General features: G+C 71.8%; 23 protein-coding genes and 2 tRNA genes. 8 read left to right on the top strand and 17 right to left on the bottom strand.

Annotated elements, in window-relative coordinates; translation table 11 throughout:
• Nucleotides 1–46: 46 nt before the first annotated feature.
• From J2X46_RS12515 to J2X46_RS12495, 5 genes are all read left to right on the top strand, one after another.
• A complete protein-coding gene (locus J2X46_RS12515; RefSeq protein WP_310250905.1) occupies nucleotides 47–565 on the top strand; it encodes a hypothetical protein in 519 nt (172 codons plus the stop codon).
• A 12-nt stretch (nucleotides 566–577) separates the two neighbouring features.
• Entirely contained in the window at nucleotides 578–2,446 is a 1,869-nt protein-coding gene (locus tag J2X46_RS12510) for a copper resistance protein CopC (protein ID WP_310252055.1), read from the top strand.
• Complete coding sequence (locus J2X46_RS12505) at nucleotides 2,443–4,899, top strand: S8 family serine peptidase (RefSeq protein WP_310250900.1); 2,457 nt, start codon at nucleotides 2,443–2,445, stop codon at nucleotides 4,897–4,899. The genes J2X46_RS12510 and J2X46_RS12505 overlap by 4 nt, the downstream gene beginning before the upstream one ends.
• Nucleotides 4,900–5,019: 120 nt before the next feature.
• The gene (locus J2X46_RS12500; RefSeq protein WP_310250897.1) at nucleotides 5,020–5,673 is read left to right on the top strand and encodes a response regulator transcription factor; all 654 of its coding nucleotides are present in this window, start codon (nucleotides 5,020–5,022) and stop codon (nucleotides 5,671–5,673) included.
• On the top strand, nucleotides 5,663–6,760 hold the full coding sequence (locus tag J2X46_RS12495) for a HAMP domain-containing sensor histidine kinase (protein ID WP_310250894.1): 1,098 nt from the start codon (nucleotides 5,663–5,665) through the stop codon (nucleotides 6,758–6,760). The genes J2X46_RS12500 and J2X46_RS12495 overlap by 11 nt, the downstream gene beginning before the upstream one ends.
• A 26-nt stretch (nucleotides 6,761–6,786) precedes the next feature.
• On the opposite strand, the gene J2X46_RS12490 is transcribed toward J2X46_RS12495, so the two are convergent.
• From J2X46_RS12490 to J2X46_RS12450, 9 genes are all read right to left on the bottom strand, one after another.
• On the bottom strand, nucleotides 6,787–7,743 hold the full coding sequence (locus J2X46_RS12490) for a hypothetical protein (protein WP_310250891.1): 957 nt from the start codon (nucleotides 7,741–7,743) through the stop codon (nucleotides 6,787–6,789).
• Between the two features lie 199 nt (nucleotides 7,744–7,942).
• Nucleotides 7,943–9,256, bottom strand: a complete 1,314-nt coding sequence (locus J2X46_RS12485) for a PepSY domain-containing protein (RefSeq protein WP_310250890.1) — start codon at nucleotides 9,254–9,256, stop codon at nucleotides 7,943–7,945.
• Between the two features lie 252 nt (nucleotides 9,257–9,508).
• On the bottom strand, nucleotides 9,509–10,162 hold the full coding sequence (locus J2X46_RS12480; RefSeq protein ID WP_310250889.1) for a hypothetical protein: 654 nt from the start codon (nucleotides 10,160–10,162) through the stop codon (nucleotides 9,509–9,511).
• Nucleotides 10,163–10,261: 99 nt separating this feature from the next.
• Nucleotides 10,262–10,334: transfer RNA gene (locus J2X46_RS12475), tRNA-Glu, on the bottom strand.
• 91 nt (nucleotides 10,335–10,425) lie between these two features.
• Nucleotides 10,426–10,497, bottom strand: a tRNA-Gln gene (locus J2X46_RS12470).
• An 82-nt stretch (nucleotides 10,498–10,579) separates the two neighbouring features.
• On the bottom strand, nucleotides 10,580–11,584 hold the full coding sequence (locus J2X46_RS12465) for a type II CAAX endopeptidase family protein (protein ID WP_310250886.1): 1,005 nt from the start codon (nucleotides 11,582–11,584) through the stop codon (nucleotides 10,580–10,582).
• Nucleotides 11,585–11,598: 14 nt separating this feature from the next.
• The gene (gene gltX / locus J2X46_RS12460) at nucleotides 11,599–13,053 is read right to left on the bottom strand and encodes a glutamate--tRNA ligase (protein ID WP_310250884.1); all 1,455 of its coding nucleotides are present in this window, start codon (nucleotides 13,051–13,053) and stop codon (nucleotides 11,599–11,601) included.
• Nucleotides 13,054–13,074: 21 nt separating this feature from the next.
• Nucleotides 13,075–13,887, bottom strand: coding sequence for a fumarylacetoacetate hydrolase family protein (locus J2X46_RS12455; RefSeq protein ID WP_310250881.1), 813 nt, complete (start codon nucleotides 13,885–13,887; stop codon nucleotides 13,075–13,077).
• Nucleotides 13,888–13,896: 9 nt separating this feature from the next.
• Nucleotides 13,897–15,264 carry an aminotransferase class V-fold PLP-dependent enzyme gene (locus J2X46_RS12450; RefSeq protein WP_310250879.1) on the bottom strand — a complete coding sequence of 456 codons (1,368 nt, stop codon included), beginning with the start codon at nucleotides 15,262–15,264 and terminating at the stop codon, nucleotides 13,897–13,899.
• A gap of 46 nt (nucleotides 15,265–15,310) precedes the next feature.
• On the opposite strand from J2X46_RS12450, the gene J2X46_RS12445 reads away from it, so the two are divergent.
• Nucleotides 15,311–16,213 (top strand): 3-methyladenine DNA glycosylase, encoded by a 903-nt coding sequence (locus J2X46_RS12445; RefSeq protein ID WP_310250877.1) that lies wholly within the window; start codon nucleotides 15,311–15,313, stop codon nucleotides 16,211–16,213.
• Nucleotides 16,214–16,229: 16 nt separating this feature from the next.
• Here the strand turns inward: J2X46_RS12445 and J2X46_RS12440 are convergent, their stop codons facing one another.
• Both J2X46_RS12440 and J2X46_RS12435 read right to left on the bottom strand, forming a co-directional pair.
• Nucleotides 16,230–16,757: a DUF402 domain-containing protein gene (locus J2X46_RS12440; RefSeq protein WP_310250875.1), complete on the bottom strand. Its 528-nt coding sequence runs from the start codon at nucleotides 16,755–16,757 to the stop codon at nucleotides 16,230–16,232.
• Nucleotides 16,757–17,398 (bottom strand): sulfotransferase family 2 domain-containing protein, encoded by a 642-nt coding sequence (locus J2X46_RS12435; RefSeq protein WP_310250872.1) that lies wholly within the window; start codon nucleotides 17,396–17,398, stop codon nucleotides 16,757–16,759. The genes J2X46_RS12440 and J2X46_RS12435 overlap by 1 nt, the downstream gene beginning before the upstream one ends.
• A gap of 42 nt (nucleotides 17,399–17,440) precedes the next feature.
• Between J2X46_RS12435 and J2X46_RS12430 the strand changes: the two genes are divergently transcribed.
• On the top strand, nucleotides 17,441–18,049 hold the full coding sequence (locus J2X46_RS12430) for a pentapeptide repeat-containing protein (RefSeq protein WP_310250869.1): 609 nt from the start codon (nucleotides 17,441–17,443) through the stop codon (nucleotides 18,047–18,049).
• Between the two features lie 85 nt (nucleotides 18,050–18,134).
• Here J2X46_RS12430 and J2X46_RS12425 read toward each other — a convergent pair whose 3' ends face one another.
• From J2X46_RS12425 to J2X46_RS12410, 4 genes are all read right to left on the bottom strand, one after another.
• A complete protein-coding gene (locus J2X46_RS12425) occupies nucleotides 18,135–18,686 on the bottom strand; it encodes a TetR family transcriptional regulator (protein ID WP_310250867.1) in 552 nt (183 codons plus the stop codon).
• A 227-nt stretch (nucleotides 18,687–18,913) separates the two neighbouring features.
• Complete coding sequence (locus tag J2X46_RS12420) at nucleotides 18,914–19,297, bottom strand: VOC family protein (protein ID WP_310250864.1); 384 nt, start codon at nucleotides 19,295–19,297, stop codon at nucleotides 18,914–18,916.
• Nucleotides 19,298–19,306: 9 nt separating this feature from the next.
• Nucleotides 19,307–20,701: an amidase gene (locus tag J2X46_RS12415; protein ID WP_310250862.1), complete on the bottom strand. Its 1,395-nt coding sequence runs from the start codon at nucleotides 20,699–20,701 to the stop codon at nucleotides 19,307–19,309.
• Between the two features lie 32 nt (nucleotides 20,702–20,733).
• Entirely contained in the window at nucleotides 20,734–21,288 is a 555-nt protein-coding gene (locus tag J2X46_RS12410) for an NAD(P)H-dependent oxidoreductase (protein ID WP_310250859.1), read from the bottom strand.
• A gap of 72 nt (nucleotides 21,289–21,360) precedes the next feature.
• On the opposite strand from J2X46_RS12410, the gene J2X46_RS12405 reads away from it, so the two are divergent.
• Complete coding sequence (locus tag J2X46_RS12405) at nucleotides 21,361–21,951, top strand: helix-turn-helix domain-containing protein (RefSeq protein WP_310250856.1); 591 nt, start codon at nucleotides 21,361–21,363, stop codon at nucleotides 21,949–21,951.
• 9 nt (nucleotides 21,952–21,960) lie between these two features.
• Here J2X46_RS12405 and J2X46_RS12400 read toward each other — a convergent pair whose 3' ends face one another.
• Nucleotides 21,961–22,320 (bottom strand): hypothetical protein, encoded by a 360-nt coding sequence (locus tag J2X46_RS12400; protein ID WP_310250853.1) that lies wholly within the window; start codon nucleotides 22,318–22,320, stop codon nucleotides 21,961–21,963.
• Between the two features lie 21 nt (nucleotides 22,321–22,341).
• Nucleotides 22,342–23,922, bottom strand: coding sequence for a citramalate synthase (gene cimA, locus J2X46_RS12395; protein WP_310250849.1), 1,581 nt, complete (start codon nucleotides 23,920–23,922; stop codon nucleotides 22,342–22,344).
• Nucleotides 23,923–23,968 lie beyond the last annotated feature (46 nt).

Genomic DNA, 23,968 nt, shown 5'->3' with positions numbered 1-23,968 from the left:
CCCATACCGCCGGGCGGGCGGTCCACTCCTCGCACGAGAGGCCGACATGACCACAGCGACACTCACCGAGCTCCCGGACGACCCGGAGACCACGGCGCCGCCCCGGCGACGTCACCGCGGTCCGGTCGTGCTCGTCCTCGTCCTGGCGCTCGTGCTCCTCGGCGGCGCACTCGGCTGGCGGGCGTGGAGCCAGCAGCGGGCCGACATCCGGTCGGGCACCACGCTCGTCGACGCCGACGGGCTGGCAGCGGCGTACGGCATCGACGTCGACATGGTCGCGGTCACCGCGGCAGGCGGGCTGATCGAGCTGCGCTACCAGGTGGTCGACCCCGACAAGGCGGACCGGATCAACCACGACCCCTCGCTCGCGCCGGCCTTCGTGGTCGAGGACACCGGCGAGACCCTGGTGATGAAGACCGCTCCCCACCACCACGGCGCCGAGCTCAGGCTCGGCGGCACCTACTTCTTCCTCATGGCCAACGCCCACAACGCCGTCCACAAGGGCGCCGAGGTCACTCTCGTGATGGGCGAACTCCGCATGCAGCACCTGGTCGTGCAGGGATAGGAGCCGGACGTGATGGGGGGCGCTCGCAGGTGGTGGGGCCGCGTCGGGTGCGTGCTGGCCGCCGTGGCCGTGGTCGTGCTGTCGCCCGGCCCCGTGCAGGCACACAGCGAGCTCGACCGCTCCGATCCACCCAACGGCGGCATGGTGGCTCCCGGACGTGACTACCTCACGCTCTGGTTCGGTGAGCCCATCAGTGCCAGCGCCAGCCGCTTCGACCTCCACCGTGACGACGGCACCAGCGTGGACCTGCGCATCGGCGCGGTGGACGGCAACAACACCGTCATCCGGCTGGACATCGCCGCGCTGCGCCGTGGGACCTACGAGCTGCAGTGGCGCGTCATCTCGCTCGCGGACGGGCACCCGCTCTCGGGCTCGCTCGCCTTCGGAGCCGGCCTCCGTCCCGACATCCTCGCCGACAGCGGCGCCCGGCTCCCCGGTGCCCTGCCGCTGGCGGCGCGGGTGCTCGACCTCACCGGGCTCGTGCTGGCCATCGGCGCGCTGGCGGTCTCCGGACGCATCCTGGGAGCGCTGGGACCCGCCGGGATCGCCGTACGACGACGTGCCACGCTCCTCGCCCTCCTCGGCGTCACCACCTCGCTGTGGGCCGGCGTGCTCACTCCTCTGGCACGGACGCGGCTCCCGGGAAACCCGACGAGCGTGTGGCTCGCCGAGGCGTGGGACGTGGTCGTCGGGACGCAGTGGGGGCACAACCTGGCAGCCTTGCAAGCGGTGCTGGTGCTGGCACTGGTGCTGGTCGCGACCTCGCTGCGGCACGGCGCCCAGGCCGACCCCCGGGTGCGCCTGGGCGCGCTCTTCCTGCTCGGAGTGGCCGCACTCCTGGAGGGCGCGTCCGGACACGCGTCCGCGCTCTCCGGTGGCTCGGTCGTCGCCGTGCTCGCCTCGGCAGCGCACCTCGTGGCCGCAGGGGTCTGGGCCGGAGGGCTGGCCGTGCTCGTGGTCTGCCTGTCGGGCCGACGCGCCCGCCGGGTCGACCTGCGCGACCCTGCGACCCGGGCGGTGTGGCGCGGCTTCAGCTCCATGGCGGCGACGGCCACAGTGGTCCTGATCGCGACCGGGCTGCTGCAGATGGGCATCCACGTGCCGGCCGTCAGCGCCCTCTCGTCGTCGGTGTACGGCTGGTCCGTGATGACCAAGGTCGTGCTCGCGGGTGGCGCGCTCGCCCTCGCCGGCATCAACACTGTGGTCGTCCACCCCCGTCTGGCGGCCGACGTCGGCAGGGCCCTGGGCCGAGGTCCGGACTGGCGTCCTCGCCCAGCGGGCGTCGTGCTCGCCGAGGTCGTCGTACTGGCTCTGGGCGTCAGCGTCGCCGCGCTCATGACCTCCGTCCCGACAGCTGCCGAGGCAGCCGCGGCCAAGGTGTCGACCACCCCGCACCACGAGGAGATCGACGGCCTCTACGTCACCTTCGAGGCACTACCCGGCGGATCCGACGAGGTCACGCTGCTCGTGCGGGTGCGGGCGACCGTCGTTCCCCAGCCCGCCCCGGTCAACGGCGTGAGCGTCTCCATCAGCGGTCCCGGCGCGTCACAGGCCGCCGTCCCGATGAAGATCCTCGAGGTGGGGTCGTACCAGGCGCGGGTCGCCCGGCCTGCACCTGGAACGTGGACGGCGACGGTGGCGGTGGCTCGACCAGGGATGCCGGACGTCGTGATGAGTGCACCCTGGCGCGTGGCTGACCCCGACGACTCTTCCTTCACCCCCCTGCGGACCGTGACCACGCTGGTCGCGCTGCTGCTCCTCGCCGGTCTGGGGGCGGTGCTCGCCGCCCGGCGCTCGAGGCGAGCGGGGAGAGGCACCGGCGGCGGCGCGGCGCCCGAGCCGCTCGGTGCCGAGCCGGAGCTCGTGGGGAGCGGTCGATGAGGACGTGGATCGTCGCGACCCTCGCGTCGGTGGCGGTGGTCCTCGCCGCCGAACCGACCCCGGCCGCCCCGACCGTCCACGCGGGCCCGGCCCGCGACAACGCGAGCGAGAGGACCGACCTGGTCACCGTCGTGCTCACGCTGCGTGGTCGCGCGGACCTCACCGGTGTCGACGGTGGCCGCCGGCACCGGCTCCGGGAGGCCGTCGAGCAGCTGCAGACCCATGCAGCCACCGCCCAGGCACCGTTGATGCAGGACCTGCTCCGCGCCGCGGCCCGCGGCGAGGTCTCCGCGGTGACGCCCCTCTGGATCACGAACGCGGTCTCGGTGACCGCCACCCCGGAGCTGGTGGCCGAGCTGGCAGCGCGGGCCGACGTCCGCAGCGTCGTCGAGGACGACGTGGCCCTCGTCCCCGCCTATGGCAGCCCCACCCCCAACCAGGCAGCGATCACCGCGCCGACGCTGTGGGACCACGGCGCCACCGGGCAGGGCGTGGTGGTCGCCAGCCTCGACAGCGGTGTCGACGCGACCCACCCTGCGCTCGCCGGACGGTGGCGAGGCGGGACCAACAGCTGGTACGACCCCTACGGGCAGCACGCCACGCCCACCGACCTCACCGGGCACGGGACCGGAGTGATGGGCCTGATGGTCGGTGGCGACGAGGGCGGTACGTCGATCGGCACCGCACCAGGTGCCCGCTGGATCGCCGCCCGCGTGTTCAACGACTCAGGAGCCGCCACCGCCACCGCCGTCCACCAGGCCTTCCAGTGGGTCCTCGACCCGGACCACGACCCGAGCACGGCCGATGCACCGCGCGTGGTGAACGCCTCGTGGTCGCTGGGCTCCGGCCCCGGGTGCGACCTGTCGTTCCGCTCCGACGTGCAGGCACTGCGCGCGGCAGGGATCCTGCCCGTCTTCGCGGCCGGCAACTTCGGCCCCGGCGCCGGCAGCAGCGTGAGCCCCGCCAACTACCCCGAGGCCCTCTCCGTCGGCGCGGTGTCGTCGACCTCCCTGATCTACTCGGCCAGCAGCCGCGGACCCTCCACCTGCGGCGGGCGCAGCCGCCCGTTCCCCGACCTCGTCGCGCCGGGCGTGGGCGTGAGCACGGCGGACCGGTACGGCAACTACCAGACCGTCAGCGGGACGTCCGCCGCGGCACCGCACGTCGCCGGTGCACTCGCCCTCCTCCTGGGCGGCACTCCGGGGCTGACCCCCGACCAGCAGCAGCAAGCCCTGCTCAGCACCGCGCACGACCTGGGACCGGCCGGCCCCGACGACACCTACGGCGCAGGACTCGTGGACGCGACCGCCGCGTGGGAGTCGGTGGCTCCCCTGCCGGCGCCCGACTTCGGCTTCACCCTCAGCCCGCCGACCGCCTCCGTGACGGCGGGCACCGCGACGACGTACGACGTGACGACGACGTCCCTCGGTGGGTTCGGCGGCGACGTGACCCTGCAGCTGGACGGACTCGCACCGTCCGACGGCACGTGGTCCTTCTCCCCGCCCACGATCACCGGCGCCGGCGCGTCGCGGCTGACCGTCACCACGGCCGCGAACGCCACGCCCGGCACCCGCAGCCTCACCGTCACCGGGACGAGCGGCGCCGCCTCCCACACCGCGCAGGCACAGCTCGACATCACAGCGGCGCCGACACCCACGCCGACACCCACCCCGACACCCACCCCCACTCCCACTCCCACTCCCACACCCACTCCCACGCCGGAGCCGACACCTCCCCCGCTGTTCTTCTCCACGAGCGGGGCTGAACCGCCACCACTGGCGACCGGCGATCCGGACGACGCCGATATCTATCGCTGGACCGGCGCGACGCACGTCCTCGCCTGGGACGCCTCCTCGGCAGGGGTGCCGCGGAATGCCGACGTCGACGGCCTGGAGTGGGTCGACGCCGACCACGCCTTCCTGTCCTTCTCCACCCGCGTCGTGCTGCCCCGACCGGGCCGCGACCTGGTCGTCGAGGACGAGGACGTCGTGCGCCTCGACCGCGGACGCTGGTCACTGTGGTTCGACGGGAGCGAGCACGGCGTGCCGGCCGCCGCTGACCTGGTCGGGGCAGCGGTGTCGGGCGGCCGGCTCTACTTCGCCCTGTCGCGTGGCGCACCGTCCTCGGTGACGTCGCCCGGTGGTCCCGCCGACGTCTACCGCTGGAACGGCCCGGGTTCGCGAGTTCCGTTCACGCGCGTGCTGGACGCCAGCAGGAACGGCGTCCCGGCGCAGGCCAGGGTCGACGGGGTCGACGTCGATGGATCCAGCATCCACGTGTCCTTCTCCACCCCGGCCCTTGTCCTTCCAGGCAGCGGAGGCACCGCCCTTGACGTGCAGGACGAGGACGTCGTCGTGCTCCGCGGCCGCAGCTGGTCGACGTACTTCGACGGCACGGCGGCCGGCCTCGGCACCTCGCCGGCGCTCGACGTCGACGCCTTCGACGTGTCGTGACGCGATGGTGTACGCAGATACCCTGTATTGGTCAGGACGACCGGGCGCCGCAGGAGGAACCTGAAGGGTGGCACAACGCCACCTGGCACTCCTGGGGGCAGCATGGGCACCATCCTCGCCGTGGACGACGAACCCCGCGTCCTGACGTTCCTCACCCGATTCCTCACCGACGAGGGCCATCGGGTGGTGACCGCCAGCAACGGCCGCACTGCGCTCGAGACGCTCGACGTGCAGGCCGTCAACATGATGCTCCTCGACCTGATGATGCCGAGGTTCGGCGGGCTGCAGGTGCTCGACGCCCTCCGGACCCGCCCGGCGACACCGCCCGTCATCGTGCTGTCCGCGGTCTCCGACGTCGGAGCCCGCGTCCAGGCGCTCGACCGCGGGGCTGTCGACTTCGTCGGCAAGCCGTTCCACGTGGCCGAGCTCACCGCGCGGGTGCGTCGGCACATCGACGTGGCAGCACCCGTCGACCGGACCGACCAGCGCTTCCTCAGCGCAGGCGGGGTCACCCTGGACCTCGACCGGCGACGGGCCCAGGTCCAGGAGCGCGATGTCGTGCTGAGCGCACGGGAGTTCGGCCTGCTCGCCCACCTCATGCGGCGCCGCGGAGACGTGTGCGGACGCGACGAGCTGCTCCACGACGTGTGGGGCCTCGACTTCGACCCCGGCACCAACCTGGTCGAGGTCTGCGTGCGTCGGCTGCGCAACAAGCTGATGGACCCGCCGATCGAGACCGTCCGAGGCGTGGGGTACTGCTTCTATGCGCAGTGACACTGAGCGGCGCGACGGCCTCCTGCTGCCCTGGGTCGTCCTGGCGATGGCGTGCCTGGGGCTGATGCTCCTCTTCCCTGGTGGGGAGACGGTCTCCTACCACGTCGGCTGGATCGCGCTCGGCCTCGCCTACGGCCTCTACCCGTGGCCACTGCGCTGGGCCATCACCGCCGTCATCGGTTACGCCGCCATCACCGGCGTGGTGCTGGTCGACCGGGCGCTGCGCGGGATCATCCCGCTCGAGGAGACCACCGAGATCCCGTTGATGGCGATGCTCGTGATCTGCATGATCTGGCACGTCAACCAGCGTGTGCTGGCGTTCGAGGCAATGGACCAGGTCCGCCGCGCCGAGCGCGACCGGGCGGAGCGGCGCGAGCTCATGGCCGGCCTGGTCTCGCACGAGATCAAGACCACGGTGACGATCGCGAGCGGCTACCTCGACCTGGTCGTCGCGACCTCGCCCCCCTCCAACGCGCGCGACGACGTCCAGGTCGCGCGCGACGAGCTGCACAGGTTGAGTCGAGCCAGCGAGCGCCTGATCCGCATGATGCGCATGCAGGAGGAGTTCGCGCTCGAGCCCCTCAGCGGCGATGGCTTCATGGCAGAGGTGCTCGCACGGTGGTCGGCCGTCGCCCAGCGGGACTGGCAGATCGACCCGGGGGCCGGGCTCATCCAGGCCTCGCCCCATCGCCTGCGCGCCTGCTTCGACACCCTCATCGAGAACTCCCTGCGGCACACCCGCTCGGACGGGACGATCCGGCTGGTCGGCGTCCGCATCGACGACCAGGTCTGCCTCGGCGTCGCCGACTCGGGCACCGGCTTCTCGGCGAGCCAGCTCGAGTCGGTCAACCAGCACCGCATCGATGCCTTGGGCCAGCAAGGTGACGATGCGCGGAGCCACAAGTCAGGGCTGGGCCTCGCGATCGTCGACGAGGTCGTCCGCGAGCACGGTGGGCGTCTGGTGGCGGGCCGGTCGGCCGAGGGCGGTGCCCTGGTCCTGATGGTCCTACCGACGCACGAGAAGGTGCGCGAGCCGGCAGCGCCGGAGCCGCTGCAGCTGGCGAAGGCCGTGGAGCCCGCGGCCTGACGCTGCACCGCAGGGCGTACGACGGCTCAGGCGGGTGGTGCGACCGTGACTGTCACCGCGTCCGACCAACCCTCGTCGGCGTACTGGCTCGCTGGACGGTGCCAGCGGAACTCGGTCGTCTCGGCGACGGGTACGTCGACCTGCGCGACGCCGTCCGCGCCGGCGAGCACGCTGCCACCGACAGCGCCCCATGCCCCGCCCGGCGCTCGGGACTCCAGCACGAGCGGGTCGCCCATGACCCGCGTGTGGGCGTCGGTGACCCGGCCGGTGATGGACACCACGTCGCCCGACGCCGCCTCTGCGCGATCGGCCGAGATGGACGTGTCGAGGGCGAGGCCCTCGAAGTCGAACGTCGAGCCGGCGCCCTGCACGGCGTCGAGGTTGAACGCGCGGCCGTCGCACCCGAACCCCGACACGACCAGCCCCTCTCCGTCGCCGTGGGCGGCCGCGAACTGGGCAGGTGTCGCCTGGCCTGCGTCGGCCACCGTGGCGTAGGACGTGAGGTCGACGAGCGTCCAGTCGTAGGTCAGCACGGCCGCCGAGACCTGGGACCAGCCACCGCTCGGCGCGGCCAGCGGGGTCCGCGCCAGCCACGCGGCCCCGGCAGGTGTGTCGGGCGTGATCACCACGACGTACGACACCCCGGCGCTGCCCTGCGTCGACGCGACCGAGAACGTCGCCTGGACCGATGCCAGCGAGTCGAACCACACGACCGGCCCGGACGCACTGCCGGGGGCGGTCGGGACCAGCCCCAGCGACCGCTGGCCCATCGGGGCGCTGAACGGACCGAGGTTGAGCCGCGACGCCGGTGGTGTGCCGGGGCTGAAGAGGTTGCTGCAGTCGACGTAGGTGAGATAGACGTCGGGATCGTCGGTGGCCGGCCCGCTCAGCGTGTGGACGCCCTCAGCGTGCGCGGGGGCGACCAGCGAACCGCACGAGAGCGTCGCCGCCGCAAGGGCCGTGAGCACGGACCGCAACACCATGGGCCGTCCTCGCTCTCCTCATGGGCAGGTGCCTTCGTGCACCACACATCACCTCATCATCCGCTGGAGCGCGGGCGCTGGGAACGAGCGCACGAGAACGGTCATCTCCGCGTCATTCTCGAGCTGGCACCCGAACCAGCGGCCAGGAAAGCAGAAGCGGCCCTCTCCGCGGGAGAGGGCCGCTTCCTGATGCTGTGGGCTACTGGGTGTTGAACCACCCGGCGAGGGCGGGGACGCGTCGTACGACGAACCTGTCGAGCAGGAGCACCACGAGCAGGGTGATGCCGAAGAACGGCAGGAAGACGCCCAGGGCGAGCAGCCCGACCAGCAGCCATGGGCTCCCGGTGACGGGCATCCGTCCGCGGGGTGCTCCGAGTCCGGCGCCGCGTCGGCGTCGGCGCCACCACATCAACGGCCCGGTCACGCACGACGCGATGATGAGCACGCACATCGAGATGGACGCCCAGAACGAGACGAGACCGAGCGAGCGTCCTTCGTGCAGGCCGATGCCCTGTGACACGACCTTCGCGAGGAGCGGGTAGTCGTCGTACCCGTACGTGGAGACGACCTGACCACCGAACCGATCGACGTGGACGGTCTTCTCGTCGGAAGGTGCATCGAAGGCGTAGCCGATGGCGGAGTACACGCCGTCGTCGCCGTCGGGCAGCGCGACAGTCATGGGATGCCGTAGTCCTTGCTCGTCGGCGACCTCGATGGCCGTGTCGACGTTCGCGACCGCCCCCTCGTGGCCCTCCCCCTCGGAGCGCGGTACCTCGGTCTTCCCGGCACCCCACGGGACGGCGTGGCTGTGCGGAAGTGACTCGTCGAGGGTGGATGCGGGGTCGGACTCGGCGCCGTGGTCGAGACTCCACATGGACGTGCCCTGCTTGGTGGCGAGCTCCTGGACCTGGCCGCCCCAGAACCCGGTCCAGGGAAGGCCTGACACCAGCAGGGTGAGGAGTCCGATGCCGGCGACGACACCGAAGCGAGCATGCCAGGACCGCAGCGACCTGGGTTTGCGGGCCCGGGCACGTCGTCCGCGGAAGAACAGGTAGTAGCCCATGAGGGCGCTGACCAGGGCCCAGCAGGCGCCGAGCTCCATCAGCCGGTCGCCCCACGCACCGGCCATGAGGTCGGCGTGCAGGCGTACGGCGTACCCGCTGAGAGTGGTGTCAGGGTTCATCGAGCCGAGGACGTCGGCACCCCACGGGTTGACGTAGATCTCGCGCGCGGTCCCGTCGGGCATCTCGGCGGTGATGACCGTCGGCCGGTCCGCGGACCGCGGTTCGGCCACCGATGTGGGGGTGGCGTCGGGATAGGCGCGCTGAGCCGCGTCGAGCTGGGCGTTGTACGGCTGCTGGAAGTCGATCCCGGCAGGTTGTTCGACCTTGAGCAGGTCGGGGTGGAGCAGCGGTTCGAGCTGGAACCGGAGTAGGTAGATCAGGCCGGTGGTGGCCAGGACGAGCAGGACGGGTACGACGACGATGCTGGCGAAGAAGTGCCATCGCCACACGGCGCGGAACCAGCCTCCGGAACCGGGGCGAGTCCCGGTCGCTTGCTTGGTGCGTCGGCTGGTGCGGCTGGTTGGCGGGTGGTCTGGGTCGGTCGGGGGTCGAGCATCTAGCTGGGTCATGGGTCTCCTCGGTGCGCCCGTGACCGCGTGGCGGGGCCGGGCAGGACGGAACGCGCCCGTGCCCGACGACGCGGTGCTGGGCACCGGATCAGCCGGGTGACGTTCGGGCGCGGATGAGCGACGGGTGGGTCGTCAGGTTCCGAGCAGGAGAGGTGGGCCGCGTCGTACGACGCTCCCGGACGCCAGCCGAGCCAGCGTGACGGCCGCCAGCCGAGGGGCCGGCGCGCGAACGGCTGCGGGCGTGGACGGCAGCCGCAGTGCGGGAAGACGCAGGGTCCGCCAGATGTGCGTGACCACGCTCCACACGGCCCGTTCTCCGGCGGCGAGCCACAACCCGACGACAACAGCAGCCGCGAGGTGAGCAGCCAGCATCCGGGCATCGAGGCCGTGGAAGCCGGCCAGCAGACCGGTGAGCGCCCCGTCGCTGGCTCGAGCGGCACCCTCGGCCGCGTGTCCGGGGTGCACCCCGGACATGCCGGGCATCCCCTGCATGGAGGTACCCGCGGAGGCGGCTGCGCCACCGGTGGCGTGGGGGGAGGCGACTGCGAGGACGTAGTGCGCGACGAACTGGCCGCCGACGGTCAACGAGACGACGCGCGCCGTGGAAGCCGGTCGAGCGAGGACCACCGCGGCTGCCGCAGTGAGGACCAGGACGAGGAACGCCATCGTCGGCAGCGACGGCGCATGACCATCTGCATGGGCGTGTGCGACCACGCCCAGGAGAGTGGCGACCGTGGCGACTGTCCCGGCGCGCGCCCAGCGCAGCCAGGTCGGCGCGGTCTCCATGCCAGGAGTCTCCCATGTCGGACGACGACCTATCTCGGGGGAAACGCAGAAACGGCCCCTTCCAGCGTCTCCGCTGGTCAGGGCCGAATCTCTGTGCTGTACCCCCGACCGGATTCGAACCGGCGCTACCGCCTTGAGAGGGCGGCGTGCTAGGCCGCTACACAACGGGGGCTTGCAGGTGCTGCTCGTGCGAGCAACGGAGAGGAACTCTAGCGGTGCTGGAGTTCTCGCTCCAAATCCTCGGCCCGGAGGCCTCGGATCCGCTGGGGTACTAGGACTCGAACCTAGAACAACTGAACCAGAATCAGCCGTGTTGCCAATTACACCATACCCCATGGGGGTATCGGATCGATCCCGAGGACGTCCCCGACTCCCACGCGGTCCTGTCCGGAAACCTTCCAGAACCGACCCCGAACGTTACACGCGCGGGGGCTGGCCGACCAATTCGGGGCTGCCCGCCGCGGGCGGCAGCGCTCCCCCGACCGGCGGTCCCGTGTTGACCAGGCCCATCGACCGCGCGACCCACGACGCGAGGCCGAGGTAGACCAGCGACTGGGTCAGCGTGGTGAGGATCATCCACCAGCTGCTGCCGCCGGTGGCGTTGAGCGCGGACGTCAGGTCGCCGAACGCCAGGGCCAGCCCGAAGGCCAGGAAGTTGTTGAGCACGTGCATCGCGATGCCGGCCTCGAGGCCTCCGGTGCGGATCACCAGGATGCCCGCGACGACGCCGAAGGCGAAGCGGTCGAAGAAGACCGGGACGTCCTGCGAGAGGCCGTGGAAGAGCGCGAAGATCAGCGCCGGCCCGAGCACCGCGAGCGCCTGCGAGGCCCGGCGCGACCACACCATCGACCCGAAGGCCTGGGTGAGGTAGCCGCGGAAGAGGTACTCCTCACCTGCCGCCTGGAGCGGCGTCAGCAGCAGGATCACCAGCAGGAAGTCGCGCGTGCGGGAGGTGAACTCGTTCACCTCGCCGACCGGCGCCTCCCCCGGCGCGAGCGGCAGCAGCATGCCGACGCCGAGCGAGGCGAGCAGCGCGACCACGGAGACACCGAGGCAAGCGAAGAGGTAGCGCCAGCGGATCCGCGGCGCGACCGAGGAGACCCAGCGCGGCTTGAGCCGGTGGAACCACCAGGTGATCGCGAAGGTCATGGGGATCGCGGAGGCGATGACGATGTTGAGCAGCGCGAGCCCGGTCGGTGTGGCCTCGGCGGTCACGTCGAGCGTCGCGGCCGCCTCCGTCGTCGTACGGCCTGCGGCGATGAGCAGGGCGAACGCCACGAGACCCGCGACCAACGGGACCAGCACGAAGACCAGCACCAGGAGCAGCAGCGAGCCGACGAGCGAGCGCCAGATGCCGGGACGCCCGACACGGTGGAGCTCGTGGTACTGCGGCCGGAAGTCCGGCGCGAGAGGTGCCCCCATGGTCGCCTCGGGCCTCAGTCGGACATCGCGTCGTGGAGGCGCGCGAGCGAGCGCTCGCGGCCGAGGAGCTCCATCGACTCGAAGAGCGGCGGGCTGACCTTCTTGCCGCTCACCGCGATGCGCACCGGGCCGAAGGCGACGCGCGGCTTGAGGCCGAGCCCGTCGATCAGCTTCGCGCGCAGCGCCTCGTCGATGTTGGCGGTGCTCCAGGCGTCGAGGCCGGCGAGGGCGTCGTACGCCGCCTTCACGACGTCCTTGGCGGTGCCGTCGAGCTCCTCCTCGCGGACGAAGTCGGCCTCGTCGACGAAGAGGAAGCCGAGCATCCCGGCGGCCTCGGTGAGCTTGTTGATCCGCTCGCCGACCAGCGGCATGGCGAGCTCGAGCAGCTGCGCGTCGGCGTCGCTGACCGGGTCGCTGACCACGCCGGCCTCCTTGAGGAACGGCAGCGCCCGGTGGGTGATCTCGTCGAGGCTGAGCAGCCGCATCTGCGAGGTGTTGATCGCCTCGGCCTTCTTGAGGTCGAAGCGCGCCGGGTTGGGGTTGACGTCCTTGATGTCGAACTTCTCGACCATCTCCGCGACGGAGAACACGTCGCGGTCGGCGGCGATCGACCAGCCGAGGAGCGCGAGGTAGTTGAGCAGGCCCTCGGGCAGGAAGCCCTGCTCGCGGTAGGCCAGCGCGTGCGCCTCGGGGTCGCGCTTGGAGAGCTTCTTGTTGCCCTGGCCCATCACGTAGGGCAGGTGGCCGTAGGCCGGCACCTCCTTGGCGATGCCGAGGTCGACCAGCGCGTCGAACAGCGCGAGCTGGCGCGGGGTGCTGGAGAGCAGGTCCTCGCCGCGCAGGACGTGGGTGACCTCCATCAGCGCGTCGTCGATCGGGTTGACCAGCGTGTAGAGCGGGTCGCCGTTGGCGCGCGAGAGCGCGTAGTCGGGGACGTTCTCGGTGTCGAAGGTGATGTCGCCGCGGACCAGGTCGTCCCACGTGATCGACCCGTCGGGCATCCGGAAGCGCACGACCGGCGCCCGGCCCTCGGCCTCGAAGGCGGCGCGCTGCTCGTCGGAGAGCTCGCGGCAGAAGCCGTCGTACCCCTGCGCCTTGGAGCCCGACGCCTTGCGACGCGCGTCGACCTCCTCGCTCGTGCAGAAGCAGTCATAGGTGTACGACGACTCGTGCAGGCGGGCGAGCACGTCGCGGTAGATGTCGCCGCGCTCGCTCTGCTTGTAGGGGCCGTGCGGGCCGCCGACCTCGATGCCCTCGTCCCAGTCGAGGCCGAGCCAGCGCCACAGCTCCAGGATCGCGTCGTAGGACTCCTGGGTGCTGCGCTCCTTGTCGGTGTCCTCCATGCGGAAGACGATCTGGCCGCCGTGGTGGCGCGCGAAGGCCCAGTTGAACAGGGCCGTGCGGACCAGGCCGACGTGCGGCGAGCCGGTCGGCGAGGGGCAGAAGCGGACGCGGACTGGGGTGCTCATCGAAGTGCTCAGGCTCTCTTGTCAGCTGCGGGTGGCGACGGGGTTGGTCAGGGCGCCGATGCCGGCGATCGAGATCTCGACCTCGTCACCGACCTGCATGGGGCCGACACCCTCGGGGGTGCCGGTGAGGATGACGTCGCCGGGCAGCAGCGTCATCACGGAGGACACGTGGGCAACCAGGGTCGGCACGTCGAAGATCATGTCGGCCGTCGAGCCGTCCTGGACGAGGTCGCCGTTGAGGTAGGTCTGCACCTGGCGGCCGTCGTTGAAGGCCTGCGGGTCGAGGTCGGTCTCGATCCACGGGCCCAGCGGGCAGAAGGAGTCGAAGCCCTTCGCACGGGTGAACTGGACGTCGGAGCGCTGGAGGTCGCGCGCGGTCACGTCGTTGCCGATGGTGTAGCCGAAGATCACGTCGGTCGCCTGCTCGGCAGGTACGTCGCGGCAGATGCGTCCGATCACGACCGCGAGCTCGCCCTCGTAGTGGAGGTTGCTGGTCTGCGGCGGGTAGAAGATCGGGTCGCCCGGGCCGACGACGGTCGTGTTGGGCTTGAGGAACATCAGCGGCTCCTCGGGCACGTCGTTGCCCATCTCCGCCGCGTGCGCGGCGTAGTTGCGACCGATGCCGACGACCTTGCTGCGCGGGATGATCGGCGCGAGGAGCTTCACGTCGCTGAGCTTGTGCTCCTCCTCGAGGAGCTTGATCCCGACGTAGAGCGGGTCGCCGGTGAGCGCCACCACGACCGAGTCCTCGGCGGGCTGGCCGAACTGGTCGACGTCGCCCGTGACCACGCCGAAGCGCGGCTCGTCACCCGTGCTGAACCTGCAGATGCGCATGCACCGACCCTATCGAGCGGCTGCACGCCGCAGCGCATCGAGACTCGCCTCCACGTCGGCGGCCGTCGTCGACCAGTTGCTGACGCTCACCCGCAGCACGGCCCGGCCACGCCACCGCGAGCCGGTCGTCCACGCCGTACCGTCCGCGAGCATCGCGTCGACGACCCCGCGGGTGGCGTCGTCTTCGCCGAAGGTGGCGCACACCTGGGTGAAGTCGACGTCGTTGAGCACCTCGGCGCCCTCGATGGCGGCGATGCCGTCGGCGAAGGCACGGGCGTGCTCGCAGTAGCCGTCGACCAGCGCGGCGACCCCGTCGCGCCCGAGCGAGCGCAGCACCGCCCAGACCGGGAACGCGCGACCCCGCCGGCTGATCTCGGGCACCTTGTCCATCGGCTCGCCGGCGGCGTCGAAGATGAGGTAGTCGCCGTGCATGCCCATCGCTGCGCGCAGCGCGGCCCGGTCGCGAACGATCGCGAGGCCGCAGTCGTAGGGCACGTTGAGGGTCTTGTGCGCGTCGGTCGCCCACGAGTCGGCGGCCTCGAAGCCCTCGACGAGGTGGCGCCGGTTCGGTGAGGCCGCGGCGAAGAGCCCGAAGGCGCCGTCGACGTGCACCCACGCACCGGCCTCGTGGGCGGCCGCGATCGTCTCGACGAACGGGTCGAACGCGCCGGAGTGCACGTTGCCCGCCTGCAGGCACACGATCGTCGGGCTCCCGTCCCCCGCCTCAAGCGCCGCCGCGAGGGCGGCCGGCTCGATGCGCCCCTGGTCGTCGGCGGCCACGACCTCCGGCGCTCCGAGGCCGAGGTAGCGCAGCGCCAGGTCGATGGTGTCGTGGCGCTCGGCGCCCACCAGGACGCGCACGCCCGGCGAGCCGACCAGGCCTTGCGTCGCGACGTCCCAGCCGTGGCGGCGCAGCACCTCGTCACGGCCGGCGGCCAGGCAGGTGAAGTTGGCCATCGTCCCGCCGGTCACGAAGCCGACCGCGCTGCCGCCCGGCAGGCCGAGCAGGTCGAGCAGCCACCGCTCGGCGAGGTCCTCGACCGCCGAGTGAGCGGGTGTGATGACCCGGAGGCCGGTGTTCTGGTCCCAGGCGCTCACCAGCCAGTCGGCCGCCAGCGCGGCGGGGTGCGTGCCACCGATGACGAAGCCGAAGAACCGGCCGCCCGGCATCGCGTTGAGGCCCGGCTCACAGGCCGCTGCCAGCTCGTCGACGACCTTCGCCGGGTCGGTGGGCCCGTCGGGGAGCACCGGGTCGAGCCGCGCCGCCATCTCGGCCACCGTCAGCTGCGGCGGCACCTTCCTGTCGGCGAGCGAGTCGAGCCACTCCTGGGCCAGGGCATGGGCGCGGTCGAGCCCCGAGCTGCGGTCGATGTCCATCCCGTCAGTGTCCGCCCGGGCGCGTTCTCCGACTAGCCTCGTTTCGGTGAAGGTCCTGTCCCCGGCCGAGTGGCGTCCGCTGGCCGACGCGCACGCCGCGCGCGTCGACGCGCTGGTCGAGCCGCACCTCGCCCGCCGGGCCGGGCAGGTCAAGCACCCGGTGCACGACTTCCTGTTCACCTACTACTCCCAGCGCCCCGCACAGCTGCGCCGCTGGCACCCCGGCTTCGGGATCGCGCTCGAGGACGCGCCCGAGCACGCCGGGCTCAAGGGCTATGTGGGCCTTGGTTTCGACACGGTCGCTGCGCGACCTGCTCAACCAGCGGTCTGCTCGGTCTCGGAGGACTACGTCGCCTCGCAGCGGCCGCTGCTCGAGCAGCTCCACGCCCTGCTGTCCGCGACCGCCGACCGGGCGCCCCAGTTCGGGTGCTTCGGCCTGCACGAGTGGGCGATGGTGCACCGCTCCGCCGACTTCGGGAAGCGCCACGACTGGCCGCTGCGGCTCGGCCAGGAGGGCACCGACGCCGTCGTCGAGTCGCACCGGATCGGCTGCTCGCACTTCGACGCCTTCCGGTTCTTCACCCCCAGCGCCCGCCCGCTCAACACGCTCCAGCCGGGCCGCGACGACCGGCCGTCCTTCGAGCAACCGGGCTGCCTGCACGCCGGGATGGACCTCTACAAGCACGCCTTCCGGCTCTCGCCGATGGTCCCCAGCGACCTGGTGGCCGACTGCTTCGAGCTCGCGCGCGAGATCCGCGTGCTCGACATGCGGGCCGCGCCCTACGACCTCGCCGACCTCGGCTTCGACCCGGTCATGATCGAGACGGCGGAGGGCAAGGCGGCCTACGTCGAGGCGCAGAGGTCGTTCGCGGAGCGCGGCGCTCCCCTGCGGGCCCGACTGGTGGCCGAGTGCGAGCGCCTGCTGGGCGTCGTACGGGAGCCGGGGTGAGTCGCTGCGCCTGACGTCAGGGCGTCCAGTCGTCCCAGTCGCTCCACCAGCGCTCGTCGCGGTCGAGGAGGTCGACGACCGAGGCGGCGGTGGCGAGCACCTCGCCGACGGTGGTGGGCGAGATCCGGCCCTCGACGACCTGGTGGTGGAGGTCCTCGACGTCCTTCCACTCGCGCCGGCCGTCGGGCCAGATGATCAGGTCGAGGCCGAAGTCGTCGGTCTCGAAGCCGCCGTCGACGCGCACGATCGGGGGTTCGAAGTTGACGTACCAGTAGCGGAAGGTGCCGTCGGTCTCGAAGAACTTCCAGACTCCGTAGGCCGTGTCGGCGCGGCTCAGGTGCATCACGATCGAGCCGCCCCACTCCGTGTGCGCGCCCCACGGGTGCGGCCCGAACGGGTGCTCCGGGAAGTGGAACGGCGCGCCCGGGTCGCACCGGGTCGCCAGCACGTCTCCGTCGTCGGCCACGACGGTCACCGGGGACGAGAGCCAGAGCTCGCCGTGCAGCATCTCGCGCCGCGAGATCACCTCGCCGGGGGCGAACATCAGAACTCGTAGCCGAACGCCTCGATGGTGTCGGCGAAGACGGTGGCCACCCGCTCGCGGGAGACGTCGGTGTAGAGCTCGCGGTAGTGGCCGGCGGGACGGGCGTTGCCCTTGGCGCGCGGCAGGTCGGGCTCGCCCGGGAGGCCGAGCTGCGACCAGACCTCGCGCAGCTCGGTGTCGAGGTGCTCGTAGCGCAGCACCCGGTCGAGCGCCATCTTCCCGCGGATCCGGTAGAGCCGGCGGTTGTTGGCGAGCTGCTCGATCCAGATCTCCTGGACGTAGGTCTCGAAGTCGGGCAGCTCGGGCCGGTCCTTGTACTTCCAGAAGTAGAGCGAGACGACCGCGTCCCACGGGTTCCGCTCGATCGCGAAGGTGAAGTAGTCGTCGAAGACGTCGGCACCGACCAGGTCGCGGGTCAGCTTCGCCCCCATGTGGTTGTACGCCTTGCGCGACAGCGGCGGCGACTCGAAGTTCTGCGGCGCGCGGCCGCCGGCGGCCCGGCGCAGCGCCTCGTCCTCCGGGCTGATCTCGGTGATGATGTCGTCGGGTCCGCACACCTTGGACAACGCGATCTCCACGCTCGTGCCCGCGGTCTTGCGGGTCTTGAGGAAGATGAAGCGGTGTCGGTGGGACGCAATCACGGGCACGACCCTATCCGTCGGGCCCCCGATACGGTGGGCGGCGTGACCGTCCCTCAGGAAGCGACCGACCATCACTTCCGCGGCGAGGACTGGTACGCCGAGGACCTGGGCGCCGCCCGCTTCACCGACTGCACCTTCACCGACGTCGACCTCTCCGAGGCCACCACGTCGGGTGCGACCTTCGAGTCGTGCACCTTCCACGGCGGTCGGTTCAACGCCTCGACGCACACCGCGACGGCGTTCGTGGGCTGCGACTTCCGGCGGGTCTCGTTCTTCGACGCGACCCTCGACGGCTGCAAGCTGGTGGGCTCGGTCTTCGCCGAGTGCGTGCTGCGGCCGCTGACCGTCGTCGGCGGCTCGTGGCTCGGCGTGACGATCCGCGGCACCAACCTGTCGCGGCTGGACCTGTCCGGCGTCGACCTGCGCGAGTCCGACCTGTCGATGTCCGACCTGAGCCTGACCACGCTGTCCCGCGCCCGGCTCGACCGGTCGGTGCTGCGGGAGACCGTCCTCGACCGCGCCGACCTGCGCGGCGCGAGCCTCGACGGCGTCGACCTGACGGCCGCGACGCTGAAGAGGACGAAGCTCGACCTCGCCGGCGCCGTACTGCTCGCGGAGCTGCACGGAGCGGACGTCGACACCTCCGCCTGAGGCCGCTCCGCCCGCCCGGATATCTGAGGACGTGGTGGACGGATCTGGGCCGTGATCCGTCCACCACGTCCTCAGATATCGGGCTTCAGGAGAGGCGGGCGCGCAGGCCGTCGATCACCAGGTCGAGGCCGAGGTCGAAGTCCGGGAGCGACTCCAGCGACCGCTCGACCGCGCCGAGGCTGACGGCCTGGCGGGCGGTCTGCTCCTCGAAGGCGTGGCCGAAGACGTAGTGGACGAGGGTGCGGGAGGCGACGGCGACGAGCTCGGCGGGGACGTCGGCGTCGGTGAGGACCTTCTCGATCTCCGCGACCGGCGCGGCGGCGCCGAGGCCGAAGGCCCAGACGGTGGCGACCACGTCGGCGCCGTCGGTGCAGGCCAGCATCGCGTGGCGGAGCTCGGAGCAGATCTCGCGCAGCTGGTCGGGCCACTCGTCGGCGGTGCGGGGCCGGGCGCCCCGGGCCAGGATCTCGTCGGCGACCGCCGCGAGCAGCGCCTGCTTGCTCTCGAAGTGGTGGTAGATCGCGCTCGGCTGCACGCCGAGCTCGGCGCCGAGGCGGCGCATCGTCAGCGCCGACAGGCCGTGCGTGTCGAGCAGGGTGACGGCGTGCGCGAGCACGTCGCTGCGGTTGTGGGCCACGCGGGCAGCCTAACCTGAACGCCGTTCAGGAGCGGTCCGGCCCGGCGTCCCCCGCAATGGATTTCCACGCGCTCGGGTGGAAGTTCATCCGGGGTCGAGCGTGGGTCGGCCTCCGAAGCGATGAACTTCCACGCGCTCGGGTGGAAGTTCATCCGGGGTCGAGCGTGGGTCGGCCTCCGAAGCGATGAACTTCCACGCGCTCGGGTGGAAGTTCATTGGGGGGACCGTCAGAGGCGCTGGTTGAGGAACCACCGGTGGCCGAACGGGTCGCGGAACACCGCGACCCGGCCCGCCGGCGGGCTGTCCTCGGGCCCGCGGTCGAGCGTCACGCCGGAGGCGGTGACCCGCTCGCACGCCGCGTCGACGTCGTCGACCTCGAGGTGGAGCGACACGGACGGGCCGCGGGAGGTGTCAGGAGCGGCGACGCCCGCGGACTCGAACTCGTCCGACATCATCCAGCGACCGCCGCCGACCGCCAGCTCGACGTGGCCGATGCGCCCGTCGTCCATCACGATCGGCTCGAGCACGACCTCGGCGCCGAGCACGTCGACGTACCACTCGATGGCGGCGCGCGCGTCGGCGACGCAGATGTACGGCGTCAGCTCACCCATGCCGCCACTTCACCAGCCGGGCGGGTGCCTGTCCACCCACGGCGCGGCGGCCTCGACCTGGGCGGCGAGCGAGACCAGCAGCTCCTCCTCGGCCGGTCGGGCGGCGAGCATCACGCCGACCGGGAGGCCGCCGTCGGTCCAGTGCAGCGGCAGCGACATCGCGGGCATGCCGGTGACGTTCCAGGCGCTGGTCCACGGCGTGAAGGCCTTCTGGGCGGCGAAGTCGCGGGCCGGATCGGCGTCGTCCCGCAGCGCTCCGGCCTCGACCGGCGGCGACGCGAGGGTGGGCGTGAGGACGACGTCGTACGGCGCCAGGGCCGCGAGCGCGGCGGCCGCGTGCTGGCGGAGCCGGGCGATCGCAAGGCCGAACTCAGGGCCGCTGACGGCACGCCCGCGCTCGGACAACCATCGGGTGAGCGGGCGCAACTGGTGCTCGCGGCCGGTCGGCGCCTCGGAGAGCGCGGTGAGCACGGCCCAGCAGGTCTCGAAGTCGGCAACGGCTTCGAGCGGGATCGGCACCGGTACGTCCTCGACGTCGTGGCCGAGCCGCTCGAGGAGTCGGGAGGCATCGTCCCACGCGGTGACCGACGACGGATCGACCTCGACCTCGGCGATGACCGGGGCGACGAAGCGCGCGACGCGGAGCCGGCCGGGCTCACGGTCGCAGGCGTCGAGAAAGGACGTGGTCGGGGCCGGCGCCCAGAACGGGTCGCCGACGCGCCTGCCCTCCAGCACGTCGAGGAGGGCGGCGGCGTCGCGGACAGTACGGGCGAGCGTGCCGGCCGTGGCGAGCCCGACCGGGTCGCCGTACCGCGGGGCGCCGCTGATCCGGCCACGCGTCGGCTTGAGCCCGACGAGGCCGCAGCAGGAGGCCGGGATGCGGATCGAGCCGCCGCCGTCGGAGCCGGGCGCGACGGGCAGCAGGCCGGCGGCGACCGCCGCGGCTGCTCCGCCGGACGAGCCACCGGCGGTGCGGGTGGTGTCCCAGGGCGTCACCGCGGGCGGCGCGACGTCGGGCTCGGTGTAGCAGGGCGAGCCGAACTCCGGGGTGTTCGTTTTGCCCAGGCTCGGCATGCCCGCGGCCTCGACGGACCGGACGAGCTCGTCGGACTCGTCCGGGACGAAGTCGTCGTAGGCCGCGGAGCCGAAGGTGGTGCGGACCCTCGCGGTCGGGTGGAGGTCCTTGATGCCAGTAGGGACGCCCCACAGTGGACCTGCGTCCGTGGGGCGTCCCTGCTCGGTGAGCCGGCGCGCGTGCTCGCGCGCCTGCTCGTGGGTGGTGGTGATGAACGCGCCGACCGAGTCGGCACGCCCGGCGTAGTGCTCGACCAGCTCGAGCGGCGACACGTCACCGTTGCGTACGGCGTCGCCCTGCTCGAGCGCGGTCAGGTCGTGGAGGCTCACTCCCCGACCGTAGCGGCCGCCTCGCGGTCAGATCAGGCCGCGATCTCGACCTCGTGCGCGACGAGGGCGTCGAGCGCACCGAGGAAGCGCTGCACGGCGGCCTCGTTCTCCAGCGGGTCACCCTCGACGGCGGACTCGTCGACGACGATGCCCTCGACCACGACGGCACCGGCGATGGTGGCCGAGTGGCGGGCGTGCTCGTGCGACCACTTGCCGCCGTACGGCGTCGGGGTGGCGCCGATGGCCGCGAAGGGCTTGCCGACGATGGCGCCCTGGCCGTAGGGGCGCGAGAGCCAGTCGATGGCGTTGTTGAGCACGGCAGGCATGGTGCCGTTGTACTCGGGGGTCACGGCGAGGACGCGGTCGGCGGCGGCGACGGACTCGCGCAGCGCGGTGGCGCTGGCGGGAGCGGTCTCGCCGTCGATCTCCTCGTTGTAGAACGGGATGGCGTCGATGCCCTCGACGACGTCGACGGTCACACCCGCGGGGGCGTTGTCGCGGAGGTGCTCGGCGATGCGGCGGTTGAGCGAGCCGGCGCGGTAGGAACCGAGCAGGACGGCGACACGGGTCTGCTTGTCAGTAGTCATGACGGTCGAAACGGACCGCGGTCCGCTTCTATTCCGTGGCTTCCGAACTTTTTTCGCACCTAGGCTGGTGGCGTGACCCACCTCCTGCCTCTGGCGGACGATCCCGCCCCCGAGCGGGCCGACGCCGCGCGCAACCGCGAGGCGATCCTCGCAGCGGCCCTGGAGCTGGTGCGCACGCGGGGGGTCGACTGCGTGACGATGGACACGGTCGCCACGGAGGCGGGTGTCGGCAAGGGCACGCTGTTCCGGCGGTTCGAGAGCCGCGAGGGCCTGATGGCGGCGGTGCTCAACGAGTCCGAGGCGGGCTGGCAGGCGCAGGTGATCTCCGGTCCCCCGCCGCTCGGCCCGGGCGCTCCCCCGATGGACCGGCTGCTGGCCTTCGGCCACTCCCGGATGCGCACCAACGTCACCCACGGCGCGCTGATCAAGGCGGCGACCGGCGAGAGCTCGGCCCGCTCCCGCGCGGCGGCGTCGTTCGCGGTGATGCACGTGCGCCACCTGCTGAACGAGCTCGGCGTCACCGGCGACCTGGTGCTGCTCTCGATCGCGATCATGGCGCCGCTCGACATCATGGTCATCGAGCAGCAGCAGCGCGACAACATCTCCCTCGAGCGGATCGAGGCGGGTTGGGACGACCTCGTGCGACGCGTGGTCGGCGCCTGACGCGACCTGTCAGCCGACGGCCGAGAAGGTCAGCACGGCGCCGAGCGCCCAGAGTCCCGCGCCGAGCAGCACGGCGACGAGCGGCACCCACCACGTCGAGAGTCCGCGCACCCAGCGCACGATGACCCAGACCAGCGCGCCGACCCCGACGACGACCGGCGAGATCGCCGAGGTGCCCACGCCGAGCGTCATGAGGGTGTCGTTGCACGTCGAGACGCCGCACCCGTCGGAGGCCATCGCGGTCAGCAGACCCATGAACCCGGCGATCGGCACGAGCAGCGCGAGCCCGATGAGGAGCAGCACGGTGACCACCCGGTCGACGGGCGACACCGCGCCGCGCTGGTCGGCGTACGACGTCGGCTGGCTCACGCCGCGCAACCTAGCCGAGCCTCAGCGGTGGTGGCGGCGCAATCCGAAGGTGAGACCGTCGAGCAGCGCACCCCACGAGGCCTCGATGACGTTGGCGCCGACGCCGACGGTGACCCACGACGACTCGCCGTCGGTGGTCTCGATCAGCACGCGGGTGATCGCGTCGGTGCCGTGGCCCTGGTCGAGGATGCGCACCTTGTAGTCGATCAGCTCGAACTTCGCGACCTCCGGGAAGGCCTGCCCGATCGCTTCGCGCAGCGCGGCGTCGAGGGCGTTGACCGGGCCGTTGCCCTCGCCGGTCACGACGTAGCGCACGCCCTCGGCTCGCAGCTTCACGGTGGCCTCGGAGATGGCCTCGCCTCCCGGGCGGGTCTCGGTGATCACGCGCCACGACTCCACGTCGACGTACGACGGCCGGGCGCCCTCGACCTCCTCGGCGAGCAGCAGCTCGAAGGACGCGTCGGCGGCCTCGAAGGTGTAGCCGCGCTGCTCCATCGCCTTGACCCGGTCGGTGACGCGGGTGACGAGCTCGCGGTCGTTGCTGAGGTCGTAGCCGAGCTCCTTGCCCTTGAGCTCGATCGACGCCCGGCCCGCCATGTCGGAGACCAGCAGGCGCATGTCGTTGCCGACGCCGAGCGGGTCCATGTGCTGGTAGAGGTCGGGGTCGACCTTGATCGCGCTGGCGTGCAGGCCGGCCTTGTGCGCGAACGCCGAGGTGCCGACGTAGGGCTGGCGCGAGGCGGGCGGCACGTTGGTGACCTCGGCGACGGCGTGCGCGATGCGGGTGGCCTCGCGGAGCAGGCCCTGGGGCAGGACGGAGCGGTCCAGCTTGAGCTCGAGATTGGCGACGACGGTGACGAGGTCGGCGTTGCCGGTGCGCTCCCCGTAGCCGTTGATGCAGCCCTGCACGTGCGTCGCACCGGCCGCGACGGCGGCCAGCGAGTTGGCGACCGCGCAGCCGCTGTCGTTGTGGGCGTGGATGCCCACGCGCGCGCCGGTCGTGTCGATCACGTCGAGCACCACGTCGGAGACCCAGTCGGGCAGCATGCCGCCGTTGGTGTCGCACAGCGCGACGACCTCAGCGCCCGCCTCGGCGGCGGTGCGCAGCACCTCGAGGGCGTAGGCCCGGTTGGCCTTGTAGCCGTCGAAGAAGTGCTCGGCGTCGAGGAAGACCGTCTGCCCCTCCTCGCGCAGGTGCGTCACGGTGTCGCGCACCATCGCGAGGTTCTCCTCCAGCGTCGTGCGCAGCGCGAGCTCGACGTGGCGGTCGTGCGACTTCGCGACGAGCGTGACGACACCCGCCCCCGAGTCACGCAGGGCGGCGACCAGCGGGTCGTCCGCAGCTCGTACGCCGGCCCGGCGGGTCGCGCCGAACGCCGCCAGCCTGGCGTGCTTCAGGTCCAGCTCCTCCCGCGCGCGGCGGAAGAACTCGGTGTCCTTGGGGTTCGAGCCCGGCCAGCCACCCTCGATGTAGCCCACGCCGAGCCCGTCGAGCTGCCGCGCGATTGACAGCTTGTCGGCGACGGAGAGGTTGAGCCCCTCCTGCTGGGCGCCGTCGCGCAGGGTGGTGTCGTAGACGTGGAACGCGCCGTGCAGGTCCATCGGAGTTCTCTCGGTCGTGGTGCGGATATGAAAAAACCTCCTGGGG

Source organism: Nocardioides sp. BE266, from assembly GCF_031457855.1.
Taxonomy (GTDB): domain Bacteria; phylum Actinomycetota; class Actinomycetes; order Propionibacteriales; family Nocardioidaceae; genus Nocardioides.
The sequence above is the reverse complement of the archived record's forward strand: the minus strand, read 5'-3'. Positions and strand labels throughout refer to the sequence as shown.

Coding starts and splice junctions, on each gene's coding strand:
- J2X46_RS12515 (WP_310250905.1), top strand. CDS start 47: ATGACCACAGCGACACTCACCGAGCTCCCGGACGACCCGGAGACCACG.
- J2X46_RS12510 (WP_310252055.1), top strand. CDS start 578: ATGGGGGGCGCTCGCAGGTGGTGGGGCCGCGTCGGGTGCGTGCTGGCC.
- J2X46_RS12505 (WP_310250900.1), top strand. CDS start 2,443: ATGAGGACGTGGATCGTCGCGACCCTCGCGTCGGTGGCGGTGGTCCTC.
- J2X46_RS12495 (WP_310250894.1), top strand. CDS start 5,663: ATGCGCAGTGACACTGAGCGGCGCGACGGCCTCCTGCTGCCCTGGGTC.
- J2X46_RS12490 (WP_310250891.1), bottom strand. CDS start 7,743: ATGGTGTTGCGGTCCGTGCTCACGGCCCTTGCGGCGGCGACGCTCTCG.
- J2X46_RS12480 (WP_310250889.1), bottom strand. CDS start 10,162: ATGGAGACCGCGCCGACCTGGCTGCGCTGGGCGCGCGCCGGGACAGTC.
- J2X46_RS12465 (WP_310250886.1), bottom strand. CDS start 11,584: ATGGGGGCACCTCTCGCGCCGGACTTCCGGCCGCAGTACCACGAGCTC.
- gltX (WP_310250884.1), bottom strand. CDS start 13,053: ATGAGCACCCCAGTCCGCGTCCGCTTCTGCCCCTCGCCGACCGGCTCG.
- J2X46_RS12455 (WP_310250881.1), bottom strand. CDS start 13,887: ATGCGCATCTGCAGGTTCAGCACGGGTGACGAGCCGCGCTTCGGCGTG.
- J2X46_RS12450 (WP_310250879.1), bottom strand. CDS start 15,264: ATGGACATCGACCGCAGCTCGGGGCTCGACCGCGCCCATGCCCTGGCC.
- J2X46_RS12440 (WP_310250875.1), bottom strand. CDS start 16,757: ATGTTCGCCCCCGGCGAGGTGATCTCGCGGCGCGAGATGCTGCACGGC.
- J2X46_RS12420 (WP_310250864.1), bottom strand. CDS start 19,297: ATGGGTGAGCTGACGCCGTACATCTGCGTCGCCGACGCGCGCGCCGCC.
- J2X46_RS12410 (WP_310250859.1), bottom strand. CDS start 21,288: ATGACTACTGACAAGCAGACCCGTGTCGCCGTCCTGCTCGGTTCCTAC.
- cimA (WP_310250849.1), bottom strand. CDS start 23,922: ATGGACCTGCACGGCGCGTTCCACGTCTACGACACCACCCTGCGCGAC.